This is a genomic window from Bradyrhizobium sp. Kon10, from assembly GCF_055807395.1.
Genome location: NZ_JBVVOZ010000057.1, coordinates 1 through 14727, shown reverse-complemented (window position 1 = coordinate 14727; position 14727 = coordinate 1). Strand labels below are relative to the sequence as shown.

14 protein-coding genes are annotated in these 14727 nt (G+C 64.0%); 7 read left to right on the top strand and 7 right to left on the bottom strand.

The annotated features are described in order from the left end of the window. Window positions 1–86: 86 nt before the first annotated feature. Both rsmD and AC0L2O_RS35205 read right to left on the bottom strand, forming a co-directional pair. Entirely contained in the window at window positions 87–641 is a 555-nt protein-coding gene (rsmD, locus tag AC0L2O_RS35210) for a 16S rRNA (guanine(966)-N(2))-methyltransferase RsmD (RefSeq protein ID WP_369720978.1), read from the bottom strand. A 2-nt stretch (window positions 642–643) separates the two neighbouring features. Further along, window positions 644–2731 (bottom strand): pseudouridine synthase, encoded by a 2088-nt coding sequence (locus AC0L2O_RS35205; RefSeq protein WP_473372994.1) that lies wholly within the window; start codon window positions 2729–2731, stop codon window positions 644–646. A 121-nt stretch (window positions 2732–2852) separates the two neighbouring features. Here AC0L2O_RS35205 and AC0L2O_RS35200 point away from each other — a divergent pair, with 121 nt between their 5' ends. Then, window positions 2853–3311 (top strand): nucleoside deaminase, encoded by a 459-nt coding sequence (locus tag AC0L2O_RS35200; protein ID WP_473372993.1) that lies wholly within the window; start codon window positions 2853–2855, stop codon window positions 3309–3311. Here AC0L2O_RS35200 and AC0L2O_RS35195 read toward each other — a convergent pair. Both AC0L2O_RS35195 and purD read right to left on the bottom strand, forming a co-directional pair. Continuing rightward, window positions 3308–4213 (bottom strand): alpha/beta fold hydrolase, encoded by a 906-nt coding sequence (locus tag AC0L2O_RS35195; RefSeq protein WP_473372992.1) that lies wholly within the window; start codon window positions 4211–4213, stop codon window positions 3308–3310. The genes AC0L2O_RS35200 and AC0L2O_RS35195 overlap by 4 nt on opposite strands. A 107-nt stretch (window positions 4214–4320) precedes the next feature. After that, window positions 4321–5604: a phosphoribosylamine--glycine ligase gene (gene purD / locus AC0L2O_RS35190; protein WP_473372991.1), complete on the bottom strand. Its 1284-nt coding sequence runs from the start codon at window positions 5602–5604 to the stop codon at window positions 4321–4323. Window positions 5605–5974: 370 nt separating this feature from the next. Here purD and AC0L2O_RS35185 point away from each other — a divergent pair, with 370 nt between their 5' ends. The 5 genes from AC0L2O_RS35185 (at window position 5975) to AC0L2O_RS35165 (ending at window position 9084) form a co-directional block, all read left to right on the top strand. After that, window positions 5975–6304: a hypothetical protein gene (locus AC0L2O_RS35185; RefSeq protein ID WP_473372990.1), complete on the top strand. Its 330-nt coding sequence runs from the start codon at window positions 5975–5977 to the stop codon at window positions 6302–6304. A gap of 63 nt (window positions 6305–6367) precedes the next feature. Next, window positions 6368–6661, top strand: a complete 294-nt coding sequence (locus AC0L2O_RS35180) for a hypothetical protein (RefSeq protein WP_473372989.1) — start codon at window positions 6368–6370, stop codon at window positions 6659–6661. Window positions 6662–7115: 454 nt separating this feature from the next. Then, complete coding sequence (locus tag AC0L2O_RS35175) at window positions 7116–7904, top strand: CarD family transcriptional regulator (protein ID WP_473372988.1); 789 nt, start codon at window positions 7116–7118, stop codon at window positions 7902–7904. A 287-nt stretch (window positions 7905–8191) separates the two neighbouring features. After that, window positions 8192–8440 (top strand): hypothetical protein, encoded by a 249-nt coding sequence (locus AC0L2O_RS35170; RefSeq protein ID WP_473372987.1) that lies wholly within the window; start codon window positions 8192–8194, stop codon window positions 8438–8440. Window positions 8441–8445: 5 nt separating this feature from the next. Beyond that, on the top strand, window positions 8446–9084 hold the full coding sequence (locus tag AC0L2O_RS35165) for a hypothetical protein (protein WP_473372986.1): 639 nt from the start codon (window positions 8446–8448) through the stop codon (window positions 9082–9084). Window positions 9085–9635: 551 nt separating this feature from the next. On the opposite strand, the gene AC0L2O_RS35160 is transcribed toward AC0L2O_RS35165, so the two are convergent. From AC0L2O_RS35160 to AC0L2O_RS35150, 3 genes are all read right to left on the bottom strand, one after another. Then, on the bottom strand, window positions 9636–9935 hold the full coding sequence (locus tag AC0L2O_RS35160; RefSeq protein ID WP_473372985.1) for a winged helix-turn-helix domain-containing protein: 300 nt from the start codon (window positions 9933–9935) through the stop codon (window positions 9636–9638). A gap of 3 nt (window positions 9936–9938) precedes the next feature. Next, complete coding sequence (locus AC0L2O_RS35155; RefSeq protein WP_473372984.1) at window positions 9939–10490, bottom strand: hypothetical protein; 552 nt, start codon at window positions 10488–10490, stop codon at window positions 9939–9941. A 408-nt stretch (window positions 10491–10898) separates the two neighbouring features. Next, window positions 10899–11909 (bottom strand): alpha/beta hydrolase, encoded by a 1011-nt coding sequence (locus AC0L2O_RS35150; RefSeq protein ID WP_473372983.1) that lies wholly within the window; start codon window positions 11907–11909, stop codon window positions 10899–10901. Between the two features lie 121 nt (window positions 11910–12030). On the opposite strand from AC0L2O_RS35150, the gene xseA reads away from it, so the two are divergent. After that, complete coding sequence (gene xseA, locus AC0L2O_RS35145; protein ID WP_473372982.1) at window positions 12031–13668, top strand: exodeoxyribonuclease VII large subunit; 1638 nt, start codon at window positions 12031–12033, stop codon at window positions 13666–13668. Window positions 13669–14727: the final 1059 nt, after the last annotated feature.

Below are 14727 nucleotides of genomic sequence, written 5' to 3'. Positions count from 1 at the left end.
TGCCAGGCCACGCCTTGACGGCCGCAAGCGCGGCGTCATGCTCGCGGAAATCGGACGCCAACCTAATGGTTGCTACGGCAGCGAGGCTAGGGCTTCGTCAAAAACACGAACTCCGTGTCATCGTATGCGCGGCGCTCCAATTCCTCATAACCTTCCGGCGCGGCAAACTGCGCGGCCTTCGCCTCCTCGACAACGAGCAGCGCGCCCCCCGTCAACCAGCCGCCGTCGCGCAAGCTCGCAAGCGCCTTCACCGCAAGGCCCTTACCGTAGGGTGGATCGAGGAACACCAGCGAGAACGGCTCGACCGGATGCGCGGGGCCGAGGTCCGTTGCATCGCGGCGGTAGACCTTGGTCGTGCCGCCTAAGCCCAGCGCCTCGACATTGTTGCGCAACAATGCGCGCGCCTCCGCGCCGTTGTCGACGAACAACGTGAATTTCGCGCCGCGCGAGGACGCCTCGATCCCGAGCGCACCAGTGCCTGCAAAGAGATCGAGCACGCGCGCGTCCTGGATCGGATCGTCATAGGCGTGCACGAGGATGTTGAACACGGACTCGCGCAGGCGGTCCGCCGTCGGACGGATGTCGCGCGAGGACGGCGAGGCCAGATTGCGCCCCTTCAATCGACCGCCGACGACGCGCAACGTCAGTCCTCCTTCGGCGTCAGGTCGCGCTTGCCGTGATAGCCGCGCTTGGGACGGCGCGGCGGGCCGTAGCCGTTGACCTCGGCTTCGTTGCGCTCGCGCGCTTCGTCGCTGCCGGTGCGCTGCACCAGCACGCGGCGCCCCTTGCGGTCGTTGATCACGCCGCGCTTGAGCGGCTTGTTCTCCGCCGGTGCAGCATCGCCGCCTGCGGGCGATTTCTGCGGCACGTCGAACTGCGCGCCCGACTTCTCGATGATCTTCTCCCCGAGCTGGTCGCGCAGCACACGGGAGCGGATCTCCTCGACCTCACCTTCGGGGACCTCGCCGAGCTGGAACGGACCGTAGGACACGCGGATCAGCCGGTTCACCTCGAGCCCGAGATGAGCGCAGACGTTGCGCACCTCGCGGTTCTTGCCTTCGCGGATCGCGAACACCAGCCACACGTTGGCGCCCTGGTCGCGCTCCAGCGTCGCGTCGATCGGTCCGTATTTGACGCCCTCGACCTCGATGCCGTTCTTGAGCTGGTCAAGCTGCGCCTGCGTGATCTCGCCATGGGCGCGGACGCGGTAACGGCGCAGCCAGCCGGTGTCGGGCAGCTCCAGCGTGCGCGCGAGGCCGCCGTCATTGGTGAGCAGCAGCAGGCCTTCGGTGTTGAAGTCGAGCCGGCCAATCGAGATCAGCCGCGGCAGGCCTTCCGGCAGATTGTCGAACACGGTCGGACGGCCCTCGGGGTCGTCATGCGTCGTCATCAGCCCGCGCGGCTTGTGATAGAGGAACAGCCGCGTGCGCTCGCGCTCCGGCAACGGCTTGCCGTCGACGGTGACGACGTCGTTCGCGGTGATATCGAGCGCCGGCGAGTTGATGACCCGGCCGTTGACGGCGACGCGGCCCTGCGTGACCATCTCCTCGGCATCGCGGCGCGAGGCGAGGCCCGCGCGCGACAGCACCTTGGCGATGCGCTCGCCGGCCTTCTTCGGCTTCGGCTCCTCTTCGCGCCGCGGGCGCCGGTCAAAATCACGATCGCGCTCGCGATAAGCGCCGCGGCCACCGAAGGCCGGACGCTTCTCGAAGATCCTGCTCTCATCCTCGTTTTCACGGCGCGGCCGATCGCCGAAGCGACCTTCGTTGCGCGGATGCTCGTGCCAGTCGGAGCGGCCTTCGGCGCGCTCGCGCGGACGGTCGAACTTCGGGCGGTCGCCACCGCGCGCACCGCGTTCGCCGTCATTGTCACGGCGGGGCCGGTCGAATTTTGGACGATCCTCGCGCGGGCGATCAAACTTGGGCCGATCGAATTTGGGGCGCTCGCGGAACGGACGATCACCCGATGTACGATCGTCGCGGGAGCGCGAGAAGCGCGGGCGGTCCTCGCCACCTTCGCGCTTCTGCCAGGGCTTGTCCTGACCGCGGTCGCTGCCGCCGAACTCCTTGCGCGGGCCCTTGCTGAAATCCTTGCGCGGCGGCCGATCGCCGCGCGGAGCCGCATCGCGCTTCTGCCAGGGTTTTGAATCGCTGCGCTCGGTGCGCGGGCGGTCGCTGCGGTCCGGTGCACCGCGCGAAAACTTCCGCTCGCCGTCAAACTTGCGCTCCGGGCGTTCGCCACGCGGCGCGTAGGGCCGCTTATCGCCAAACTTCTTGTCGCCGAACTTCTTGTCGCCAAACCGGCCGGCGGGGCGGGACTCGTCGCGATCGCGGCTGCGCGGCGGGCGGTCGTCGCGCCCGAACGCCGGACGGTCGCCGCGCGGCTTGAACGAACGCTTCTCGCCATCGCGTGAGGGACGATCCGAAAACGAGCGTTCGCCGCGCGGCTTGAAGCTGCGCTCGCCGCGCCCATCGCCACCGCGGTCGTCGCGCTTGAATTTCGGACGGTCGGAAAAGTCGCGGCGCGGGGCATCACCGTCCGCGCGGGGGCGGGACGGACGGCTGTCGCGGTCGCCACGGGGGGGACGGCTGTCGCCCTTGCCTTCGAAGCCGCGCTTGGCGAACTTCTTCTCGGGGCCGCGCGGCTTGCCACTGCGGGCGCCCTTCGCTGGCCCCTTGGCCGGGCCTCGCCGGCCGCGGGAATCGTTGTCTTTGTCGCTGTCGCGAGGCATGAATAATCTCACTCAGGGGGTGGCGCGATGAGCATTGTGCGCGCTCGTTTCGAGCCGCATGCTCAGGCAAATTCGGTCAAGCACTTCTGCTGAAGGCGCAGCTACTAGCAGGTTTCTGGCGATGATACGAGGCTTGAAAGCCCCCTCTTTCATGGATTTGGCGCTCAAAACGGCCGAAAATGCCGGAAAGGCGGGCGAAGTTCCGATCGGGTGCGTCGTGGTCTGCAATTACGAGGTCATCGCCACTGCGGCGAACCGGACGCTGACCGATTACGACCCCACGGCCCATGCCGAAATCATTGCGCTGCGCGAGGCGGCCAGGAAAATCGGCAGCGAGCGCCTGGTCGACTGCGACCTCTACGTGACGCTGGAGCCCTGCACCATGTGTGCGGGCGCGATCTCCTTTGCAAGGGTCAGGCGGCTGTATTACGGCGCGGCCGACCCCAAGGGCGGTGCGGTGGAGTCCGGCGTGCGGTTCTTCACGCAGCCGACCTGCCATCACGTCCCGGACGTTTATTCCGGGGTCGGCGAAAGCGAGTCGGCGCGGCTGCTCAAGGACTTCTTTCGGGAGCGGCGCTAGGGCGCGAGGAAGAACTCGCGCAGCGCTTTGGCGGTAACGTCGGGGTTCTCCTCGGTGAGGAAGTGGCCCGAGTCCACCGGCATGCCCTGGACATTGGTCGCCCATTGCTTCCAGGTGTCGAGCGGGGTGGCGGCGGCCTGGGCGATGCCCACGCCACCCCACAGCGCCAGCATGGGGATGGTGATCTTCTTGCCAGCCTCGAAATCCGCCTTGTCGAGGTCGTAGTCGAAATTGGCGCCGGCGCGATAGTCCTCGCACATCGCATGCACGCGGGCGGGATCGCGGAACGGGGCGATGTAGTGCTCGAGCGCGCGCTTGTCGATGGCGTCCAGCGTCTTCGACTTGGTCTGGCTCGCCATCTTGAAGCGCAGGAAGAACTCGCCTTGGCCCGAGATCAGCGTCTCCGGCAGCGGCGCTGGCTGCGCCAGGAAGGTCCAGTGATAGATCTTCAGCGCGTACTGCCGGTTGATCCGCTCCCAGTAATTATAGGTCGGCAGGATATCGAGCACCGCGAGCCGCGACAGCCGGCCGGGATGGTCGAGCGCGAGCCGGTACGACACCCGGCCGCCGCGGTCGTGGCCCGCGAGCGCGAAGTGCACGTGGCCGAGTTGCTCCATCGCCTCCACCATGGCCTTGGCCATCGCGCGCTTGCTGTAGGGGATATGCAGCGCGTCGCTCTCGGGCATGTCGGACCAGCCATAGCCCGGCAGGTCGGCGATGATCAGCGTGAACTTGTCGGCCAGCTGCGGGGCGACCCGGTGCCACATCACATGCGTCTCGGAAAAGCCGTGCAGCAGCAATAGCGGCGGGCCGTTGCCGCCGACGCGGGCAAAGATGCGGCCGAACGAGGTGTTGATCCATTCGGCGGCGAAGCCGGGAAAGAGGTCGGCGAGATCGGACATCTTTTTGCATCCTTGTCGGGTCGGTCGCGGAGCCGCCCCCAACAAAACGTTGAAAACAACCCCATGCACAGTAGCTAAGCCTATGGCCTGCTTGTGCAATTTTTTTGTCAGCTGGTGGCCTTCTCCGCCTCCACCGCCTGCCAGCCGATGTCGCGGCGGCAGAAGCCCTCCGGCCAGTTGATGCGGTCGACGGCCTGATAGGCGCGGGCCTGCGCTTCGGTCACGGTCGCCCCTAGCGCGCAGACATTGAGCACGCGGCCGCCATTGGCGAGGATCGCGCCGCCCTTCTCAACCGTGCCGGCGTGGAAGATCTCGACAGAATCCACCTTCGCCGCGTCCTCGAGCCCCTCGATGCGCGTGCCCTTCTGGTAGTCGCCGGGATAGCCCTTTGCCGCCATCACCACGGTGAGCGCGGAGTCCGGATACCAGCGCAGATCGAAATGCTTCAATTGCCCGTCGCAGGCAGCGAGGAACGCCGGCACGATGTCGGACATCATGCGCAGCATCAGCACCTGGCACTCGGGATCGCCGAAGCGGGCGTTGAACTCGAACAGTTTCGGGCCCTGCGTCGTCAGCATGATGCCGGCGTAGAGAATGCCGCGGAATGGCGTGCCGCGCTGCTTCATGCCGGCCACCGTCGGCAAAATGATCCTGGCCATGATCGCGTCATGGATCGCCGGCGTCACCAAAGGCGTCGGCGAATAGGCGCCCATGCCGCCGGTGTTCGGGCCGACGTCGTGGTCGAACACGCGCTTGTGGTCCTGCGCGGAGGCGAGCGGAATGGCGGTCTCGCCGTCGCACAGCGCGAAGAAGCTGATCTCGCGGCCCGCCAGGAATTCCTCGATCACGACCTCAGCGCCGGCTTCGCCAAAGGCGCCCTCGAACATCATGGCGATGGCGTCCTCGGCCTCGCGCACGGTGTGGGCGACGACGACGCCCTTGCCGGCGGCCAGGCCGTCCGCCTTGACCACGATCGGCGCGCCCTGGCTCTGCACATAGGCGCGCGCGTCGGCGGCGTTGCTGAACCGCTGGTAGGCGCCGGTCGGAATGCCGAATTCGGTGCACAGCGCCTTGGTAAAGCCCTTCGAGCTTTCGAGCTGCGCGGCCGTCCTGCTCGGCCCGAACGCCTTGATCCCGGCGGCGGTGAGATCATCGACGATGCCGGCCGCCAGCGGCGTCTCCGGGCCGACCACGACGAGCTCGACCGCGTTGGTCTTGCAGAAGTCGATCACGGCGGCATGGTCGGCGATATCGAGCGCCACGCATTCCGCCTCGCGCGCGATGCCGGCATTGCCGGGCGCGCACCACAATTTCGTCACCAGCGGGGAAGCCGCGATCTTCCAAGCCAGCGCATGTTCGCGGCCGCCGGAACCAAGCAGGAGAATGTGCATAAGAGGCTCAGAATGAGGGTTTGCGGGGGCGGAGGTCGCATGAATCGGGGTGGGGCTCAAGGGGGCAGCGCCCGAACTCCCCGTCATTCCGGCGCGGACATATCTTGGCGGCTTGGCTCACGCACTTGGCAATAGATAGACGTGTTTGTCGCGAATATTCAGCAGAGGCCGCCGATGCGTCGGCGGTCCACGGTTCTAATGGCTGCCGGGTCGGATCAACATATATGTGGGACCCCAGCGCACGTTCGGCCGCGAGGTAAAGCAGCCTGTGAATAACCGGGAGAAGCAGGCAACAGCCAACGAACGCTCGTAGAACGTGCCATTCTTCCTTTCTAGTCGAATCAGGCTTTCTCGGCTGGGGAGCATAATTGTGGATCATCCGTGGGCATTTGGCTGGACACAAGTATTCACGCTCATCGGTTTTGCGATCACCATGGCCATTGCCGTTGGCGGATTTCGCTCGTTTGGACGTTGGCGTCGCGAGAAGCTGGAAGAGCGGCGCATCGACACCGCCTTTGATGCGCTTACGATTGCGCACGAGACCAAATTCATCTTTGGAAATATACGCAGCCCGCTCGCGGAAGGGTATGAGTGGGCGGATATGCCCGCATGGGAAAACGACACCGAAGATCGGCGGCGGCAGCGCGGACCTTACTTCGCTGCGATCAAGCGCATCAATTCCAACACCAAATTCTTCTAAAGAGTTTGGGCCATCCAGCCGCGATGCATGGCACTTTTCGGCGCAAGTGTGGAGCAAACGTTCTTGAAACTGCATCAGGCGCGGAGGCACATAGAAGTTGCCGCGCAAATGCTCGCTCAAAGAGTCTATAATCAAGACAATGGCGATTCTGAAAACACTCGAAGGCTTTACGAACAGCTACGCCGCGATATTTGGGATCAAGGTGGATTTGAGCCAGAGCTGGACCGTGTGGGACGACTTCTGAAGGAGTTCGTTGCTGAAACAATCGCGTACGCTGAGCCGGTCGTTGCACAGCAATACCGGGCGACCGGTGCCCGGTGGTGGTTTCGGAAAACAGTAGGCTCCGGCACGGAATAGGGACACATGCGACGATACGCGAGTGATGGACGGGGGCGTGTGATAAATATACCCGTCGGAAAATTCAAACGGATAAGGTGACCGTGCACTCAATTTCCCAAGAAACAGCGCGCTAGGTTCAAGCCAAAGCAACAGTTGACGTGGATTAGTGCACTGTCACCGTAATCCCATCTTGGTTTCATACAACGCTCCGTTTCGGAATCCCTGCGATTCCGTTTTGCATGACTTGCGCATGCGAGGAGGATAACGTGCGAGCGAACAAGGGAGGGGGGCGATGGTGTTCGGCTGGTCACGCAACGGGACAAAGATACCCCCCGGGGTCGTCCAATTGTCTAGTCCGCCCGTAGATGAATGGGGTGAACCTCTCTGGAACGAAGAGGTCGAAGCCGCAACGCGTGCGAGAGGGAGTGATTTCCTTGCCCCCTTCTTAGTCGAAGTCTCTCCAGGGATGTGCTTGGGCGGCTACCTTGCGAAGGCACAATACCGTAACGCAGCGCGAGACTACGAAGCGAGCGCCGTTCTGGTTACGCGCAAGAACGATGAATTGCAGACCACCGTTTTGATCAGCGCTCCCGCTTGCACATATGGTGATTCTGAGTGGCAGGCGCACACGCAGCGCCTTACGGCCTCGCTTCCGAAGGAGCATGTGGCAAACCTGGTGCACACGCTCCGTGGTCTGTGCGAGCAGGCGCACGCCCAGCAGCTCTTGAAAGCGAGCAGTAAGCCCGCGACGGACGCTAAGGAGGAGGTGGCGGCTCCATCTGTGCGCGAGCGTAACGGCTTCGCCGTCAATCAATTTATTGTCTATCCTGCCCACGGCGTTGGCCAGATTCTAGACATCGAGACACAAACTATCGCAGGCGCCGAGCTGGAGTTTTTTGTTATCAACTTTGCGGAAGAGGAAATGACGCTACGCGTTCCCACGGCCAAGGTGGCCAATGTCGGAATGCGCAAGATATCTGACGCCGCACAGGTTGACGCAGCGCTCTCGGTGCTTACCGGCCAAGAAGACGATTTGCGTGAGCAGACGATTGAATTGGTGGGGCGCCTCGAATCTGGCGACATACTGGAGTTGGCCCGGCTTCTGCGTGAGATGCGCCCATGGCTGCGGCGCGAGGAAATGTACCAAACGGTTTTGAACAGGTTCACCAGGGAAGTGGCGATTGCGCGCGGACTGGATATTGAGGCGGCGGCAGGCGAGGTCGAACGTCAATTTTCGCGCTCCTCCGCGCCCGCTGAATGAGCAGCAGCATGACTAGGAGGTTCGTTCTACGGGTTGAGCTTATTCCGGAGCCGCTGTGGCAGATGAACCTCCGGTCCAACAAAGTTGGTCTCGGACAAGGCCGGTGGCGCAAGTTGAGCCGGTCTACTCGTGACCGTCTCCGTGAATGCTCGATTTGTGGCAATCGCAAGAGGCGCCTCCATGGACATGAAGTCTGGAAGCTGAGCGAGACGGCGAGAAAGGGCGTAGCGCGGCTGACCGCCGTGAACGCAATATGCGTGATGTGCCATTCGATTCAGCACTGGGGCATGACGCGCGTGCTGATCAAGATAGGTGCGCTTAGCGCGGCGGATGGGCAGCGCCTGATCCGGCATTTCACTAAGATCAATGTTTGCACTGAAGCCGCTTTCTCCAGGCACGTGATCCGCGCTTTCGCCCAGCATCATCTGCGGAGCAAGAAGAAATGGACTATCGATTGGGGGCCTTTCACTGCCGCTGTTGCTGAGGCCAGGGTTGCGCGCGCAAAATGGCATGCGGCGCGGAAGGAGCGGGATTGACTGAGATGCCAAAAAAGACTGAAGCTGAACTGATCGCCATCGCTGGTACACTCGAAACTGTGGGAGAGTGCGAGCGGCTTGCCGAGCGGGCGAAGCCGGAAGGTTTGCTTTTGCTTGTTGCTGCATGCGAGGAGCGCGCTAAGGCGCTCAAGCCCGCCAGGACGCCCAGCGTCAGGAAAACTGGTGTGCAACGCGGCGCCGCATCAGGGCGGGCATTGAAGACGCACGCCGTTGCCGAGAACGCACTCGCAATGTTGATTGAGGACTACAAAGCAAGGCTCCCGCCGATCACATACGGTGCACTGGCGGAACGCTGCGAGTATGGAGGGCGGAATAACGCTCGTTGGTTCGGGCAGGTTACCGATTTGATCGACGCTGCTTGCGCTCTCGCGGGGCTTCCCAGCTTTGCGTTGGTCCGCGTCCTTGAATCGAATGGTGACATCAATGCTGAAGCATGGCGAAGCAATCGATATAGCCATCTGCGCGACCGCATCATTTCGAGAGCGCAGGCCGGAAAGTGGAGCGACGAGGATTTCGTAAGGATTCGTGACGCCCTCGCGGTCTTCTCGGCGCAGGGCTTGGGCAACAAGAGGGCGTGGGATTACGTGTGGGGCCAAATTAGTATGGAGGACTGGGCGGGATAGCTGGGGAAGCGACTTGCTAGACGTTTGCGGAATTACGGTGACAGTGCACTACATTCCCAAAACATCGATTGGCCTAGTTGAATTACGGTGACAGTGCACAAAATTCCAAAGCCTAAGCATTAGTTGGCCCGTTTAGTGCACTGTCACCGTAATCCCGAGAGTCAGAGCAGGCTGACTACTTTAACGAGATTTTGGTGAGGCTGGCTGGTACTCTCAAGCACGGCAACGCCTTCGTGTGAGGATATCCCCACATCGCTATGCCAATGCTAGGTTGCACAGCGTGACGTAAGGCAGGTCGAGAGGTAATCGACTAGTCCGCTTCGCGGCTTGCGCCAATGCAAAGCGCTGCTACGAAGCCGTGCAGGACGGACGCGAATTCGTTAGGTTTTTCAACGCAGAAGCCAGAGGAATTAGAATTACGGTGACAGTGCACAAAACTCGCTAAGCGTCGACGGTGCCCGTGTGGAGAGATCACCCCACCCCGCTCGCGCTGCGCGCGATCGACCCTCCCCCTCCAGGGGAGGGTAAGAGTTCGCGTCAGCTTCGACCGATCAGACCTGCTTCCCCGCAATGATCTCCTGCAACGTCGCCACATGCCGCGCAAACGCGCCGCGGCCGGTGGCGGTGGCCGTCACCGTGGTCTGCGGCTTCTTGCCGACGAAGGCCTTCTCCACCGAGACGTAGCCCGCCTTGGCGAGCGTCTCGATGTGCGCGCCGAGATTGCCGTCGGTGGCGCCGGTCAGCTTCTTCAGCCGGGAGAATTCGAGGCCGGCGGACACGGGCAGCGCGTTCAGCGCCGCCATGATCTTCAGCCGCAGCGGCTGGTGGATGATGTCGTCGAGCTCGGCCATCGGCTAGATCCGCCGCATCCAGAGACCGCCGAGGATCAGGCCACCGCCGTTGACGAAGGCCATCCAGAGCGGAAACGCACCTCCGATGAAGAAGTAGCCGATCAGCGTCAGCGCGGTGATGCCGAGGCCGATCCCGACCAACGCGTAGCCGAACCAGAGACCCGCCAGCATGTAGAACAGCATGAAATAGATCGGCCAGAACGCGCCCAACTGGCGCGGACCGAAATGACCGATGACGTTGGTGCAGAGATAGCCGAAGGCAAAGAACAGCGCGAACACCAGCAGCAGCCTGATGTCGAAGACCGCCGCATAGGCCTGCGGCGGATTGAGCAGGCGGAGCGCAATCAATCCGCCGACGCCCAGGATATCGACGGCGGGCCAGGCATAGATCGCGTAGACCGGCCAGAGCCAGGTGACGAGATTGCCGGCAAACACCAGAACGCCCCACCACAACGCAGCGAGGCTCGCCAGTTCGTAGAGTTGCGATTGCCGCAGGCGCTGGACGATGTCGTCGATATCGGCCAGCGCCTCGGAAGCCTGCTTGCTGTCGATCATGTCATCCCTTTCAGTCCCTGGGCTGTCGCATATGACTCGAGGTGACACCCGAGCGCACGCCTCGTCCTTCGAGACGACCGCTTCGCGGTCTCCTCAGGATGAGGCTCAGCGGCAGCTTTGCCTTTGAATCAGCAGCTACGCATTCGATCCTCATCCTGAGGGCCCGCCGCAGGCGGGCGTCTCGAAGGATGGCCGCGAGTTCGGTGACAGCTGAGCAAGCGCCTCGTCCTTCGAGACGACCGCTTCCAGCGGTCTCCTCAGGATGAGGCTCAGCTGCACCAAGATCCGTTGAAGCGGCTGCCGCAAACTCCGCCCTCATCCTGAGGGCCCGCCGCAGGCGGGCGTCTCGAAGGATGGCCACGGAGAAACCGCTCCCATCTGCGATTGCCTTGCCATCAGCGGATCGCATCATGACTGCCCTGCCCCGCGCGTCGCCACGTCCGCCGCGATGACCGAGATCGCCTTTGGGCTGGTGACGATGCCCATATGGTTGACGCCGTCGATGATCTTGACGTCGATCGATGGCTTGATGGCCTGCACGGTATCCGCATATTTGTCCGAGATCATCATCTCGTCTTCGCTGCCGCCGAAGATCGTGATCGGACGTGTCGTCGCCGGAAAATCGATGCGATAGCCGCGCGTGGCGAAATTGCGCATCAGGCGATCGGAATAGGTGGAGACGAGAATCTTGTCGAGGTTCGGCCGTACCGCGAAGGCAAGCACCGGAAGCTGCTCGCAGCAATCAATGCCGAGCTTGCGCAGCGCGGCAAGCCCCAGCACGCGCGGGAGGTCGGCATTGGCCCATCCGCCGGAATGCGGCCAGTTGGTCGGCGCGTCATAGCCGAGATAGGGCGCGAGCAGCACGGTACGCACGAACATGTCCCGCATGATCGGTGTCGCGGCGACGCGCAGTGCGAAGCCGCCGCCGGCGGAGTGGCCGACCAAGGTCAGCGGCAGATCCGGCGCGGTCTTGCGCAGCTCGGCGACGAAATCGACCAGATCGTCCTCGAGCTGGCCGACATATCCGATGTCACCGTGCGTACCGGAGCCGCCATGGCCGCGGATGTCCAGCGCCCAGGTCTCGACGCCGCGCGCGGCGATCGCAGCGGTCAGCGCGTGGTTGACGGTGCCGCTGGAGCCGGAGGAGCCGTGGATGAAGATCGCGCCGCGGCCGGTCGCGGGACCGGTCGGCGCATAATGGCGGAAGCCGAGCCAGGTGCCGTCGCGGGCCTGAAAGCGCTCGAGCGGCGGCATCGTGGACCAGTCGATACCCTTGGCGGAGTCGGAGACCGATCGCAGCTCAGGCGGTCGCTGCAGCGGCGCTGCGATCATCGCCGTCAGGATCAGCGCCACACCGCCGACGGCACACAGGGCCCATTTCAGCCCGCTCAAAACGCCGCGCATCAGCCTATTCGCCATGGCTCAATCTCCCTCAGACTCATCAACAATAGAGAACTCTATACTACAGAGTACTCTTGAGATCAATCCCCGGATTGGCGCCGCGGAGCGAAAATCCTTAAACAGCGGACTCGACCCCACCATGCCGAATCGTTTGCCGATGCCGTCTGCGGAACCTCTGCCCAATACGCCCGAATTCACCGTTTCCGAGCTCTCCCAGTCCCTGAAGCGGACGGTGGAGGACACCTATGGCCATGTCCGGGTCCGCGGCGAGATCTCCGGCTTCCGCGGCGCGCATTCCTCCGGCCACTGCTATTTCGCGCTCAAGGACGAGAGCGCCAAGATCGAGGCGGTGATCTGGAAGGGCGTGCACGGCCGGATGCGCTTCAAGCCGCAGGAGGGGCTCGAGGTCATCGCCACCGGCAAGCTCACGACCTATCCGGGCTCGTCCAAGTACCAGATCGTGATCGAGGCGCTGGAGCCGGCCGGCATCGGCGCGCTGATGGCGCTGATGGAGGAGCGCAAGAAGAAGCTCGCCGCCGAGGGCCTGTTCGACCAGGCGCGCAAACAGCTGCTGCCCTGGTTGCCGGAGGTGATCGGCGTGGTGACCTCGCCGACCGGCGCCGTCATCCGCGACATCCTGCATCGGCTGGAGGATCGCTTTCCGCGCCATGTGCTGGTGTGGCCGGTCAAGGTGCAGGGCGAAGGTTCGGCCGAGCAGGTCGCGGCCGCGATCCGCGGCTTCAACGCGCTGCCTGAAGGCGGCAAGATTCCGCGGCCCGACGTGCTGATCGTCGCGCGCGGCGGCGGCTCGCTGGAGGACCTCTGGTCGTTCAACGAGGAGATCGTGGTGCGCGCGGCCGCCGAGAGCATGATCCCGCTGATCTCGGCGGTGGGACACGAGACCGACATCACGCTGATCGATTTCGTCGCCGACAAGCGCGCGCCGACGCCAACGGCGGCGGCCGAGATGGCGGTGCCGGTGCGCAGCGATCTCTTCGTCGAGGTCGCCGATCTCGCCCGCCGCACCCGCGCGTGCTGGCAACGCGGTCACGAAAGCCGGCGCAACGAGCTGCGCGCCGCCGCGCGCGCGCTGCCAGCGGCCGGCGATCTCCTGGCGATCCCGCGGCAGCGGCTGGATTCGGCCGGCGCATCGCTGCCGCGCGGACTCAAGGCCAACACGCACGCGCATTTCCGCAGGTTTACCGCGGCCGGCGCCAAGCTGACGCTGCGGGTGCTGCACGGGCAGATCTCGCAGGCCGATCATCGCCTCACCGTGTGCGGCGAACGTCTCGGCCTGTCCGCGCGCTCATTGCTGCGGCGGCGGCGCGACCGCTTTGCCGGACTTGACGTGCGATTGCGCGCCTCGAAACTCTCCAACGCGCAGGCGCAGCGCAACGCGATTGCGCGTCAGCGCGAGCGCACCCATCGGCTGACTGAGCGCGCGCAACGCGCGCTGGTCACGCTGTTGCAGCGCTTTGACGCCCGCGTCGAGAACAGCGGCAAATTGCTTTCGGCCCTGTCCTATCGCGGCGTGCTCGCCCGCGGCTTCGCGCTGGTGCGCGACGAGGCCGGCCATCCCCTGCATGCGGCCGACAGCGTCGGCCCCGGCGCGCGCGTCGAGATCGAGTTCGCGGATGGCCGCGTGGGCGCCACCGCCGATGCGGATCGGCCTCCGCCCGCCGCCAAGCGCGCGCCGTCACCGAAGCAGGCCGCGCAAGAGGCCAAGTCCGCACCGAAACGTGTGGGCAAGCCGGTGGACCAGGGCAGTTTGTTCTAGGGGCGACAGCGGCGCAACATCCTCGCCGTCGTCCCGGCGAAGGCCGGGACCCATAACCACAGGGAGGGGTTTGGCGAAGGCTGGTCGTTCGGGACTGATACCACGCACAACCGATAGATCACGCGGTATGGGTCCCGGCCTTCGCCGGGACGACACTGGAAGAGAGCGCGCAACAACCGAAGCCGGCAACGCAAGAGGCCAAGACCGCGCCGAAGCGCGTGGGCAAGCCGGTGGACCAGGGCAGTTTGTTCTAGAAGCCAACAGCGGCGCAACATTCTCGGTGTCGTCCCGGCGAAGGCCGGGACCCATACCGCGAGGTCTTTCGAGTGCGCGTGATCTCAGTCCCGAACGACCAGTCTTCGCCAAACCGCTCCCTGGGGGGTAATGGGTCCCGGCCTTCGCCGGGACGACGCTGGGAGAGAGCGCGCAACAACCGAAGCCGGCAACGCAAGAGGCCAAGCCCGCGCCGAAGCGCGTGGGCAAGCCGGTGGATCAGGGCAGTTTGTTCTAGAAGGCAACAGCGGCGCAACATCCTCGCCGTCGTCCCGGCGAAGGCCGGGACCCATACCGCGAGGTCTTTCGAGTGCGCGTGATCTCAGTCCCGAACGACCAGTCTTCGCCAAACCACTCCCTGGGGTAATGGGTCCCGGCCTTCGCCGGGACGACACTGGGAGAGAGCGCGCAACAACCGAAGCCGGCAACGCAAGAGGCCAAGACCGCTCCGAAGCGCGTGGGCAAGCCGGTGGACCAGGGCAGTTTGTTTCAGGGGCGAGAGCGGCGCAACATTCTCGCTGTCATTCCCCGCGCAAGCGGGGAATCCAGTACGCCGCGGCTTCTCGATGAACCTCGATCGTCTCGGAATACTGGATCGCCCGGTCAAGCCGGGCGATGACAGCGAGGGTGTGGCACGCGCGCAGCCCCATCCTCGTCATTGCGAGGAGCTCTTGCGACGAAGCAATCCAGAATCCCTCAATGGAAAGACTCTGGATTGCTTCGCTGCGCTAGGAAGAAACAGGTAATGGTTTAGCGTCAGGCGGCCTCCGCGATGGGCTGGAGTTG

What these genes read in the sequence shown, in the direction of transcription:
- AC0L2O_RS35160 (WP_473372985.1), bottom strand. Translation starts at nt 9,935, where the DNA reads ATGGCCGAGCTCGACGACATCATCCACCAGCCGCTGCGGCTGAAGATC.
- AC0L2O_RS35205 (WP_473372994.1), bottom strand. Translation starts at nt 2,731, where the DNA reads ATGCCTCGCGACAGCGACAAAGACAACGATTCCCGCGGCCGGCGAGGC.
- AC0L2O_RS35150 (WP_473372983.1), bottom strand. Translation starts at nt 11,909, where the DNA reads ATGGCGAATAGGCTGATGCGCGGCGTTTTGAGCGGGCTGAAATGGGCC.
- AC0L2O_RS35200 (WP_473372993.1), top strand. Translation starts at nt 2,853, where the DNA reads ATGATACGAGGCTTGAAAGCCCCCTCTTTCATGGATTTGGCGCTCAAA.
- AC0L2O_RS35155 (WP_473372984.1), bottom strand. Translation starts at nt 10,490, where the DNA reads ATGATCGACAGCAAGCAGGCTTCCGAGGCGCTGGCCGATATCGACGAC.
- AC0L2O_RS35165 (WP_473372986.1), top strand. Translation starts at nt 8,446, where the DNA reads ATGCCAAAAAAGACTGAAGCTGAACTGATCGCCATCGCTGGTACACTC.
- AC0L2O_RS35170 (WP_473372987.1), top strand. Translation starts at nt 8,192, where the DNA reads ATGACGCGCGTGCTGATCAAGATAGGTGCGCTTAGCGCGGCGGATGGG.
- purD (WP_473372991.1), bottom strand. Translation starts at nt 5,604, where the DNA reads ATGCACATTCTCCTGCTTGGTTCCGGCGGCCGCGAACATGCGCTGGCT.
- AC0L2O_RS35195 (WP_473372992.1), bottom strand. Translation starts at nt 4,213, where the DNA reads ATGTCCGATCTCGCCGACCTCTTTCCCGGCTTCGCCGCCGAATGGATC.
- xseA (WP_473372982.1), top strand. Translation starts at nt 12,031, where the DNA reads ATGCCGAATCGTTTGCCGATGCCGTCTGCGGAACCTCTGCCCAATACG.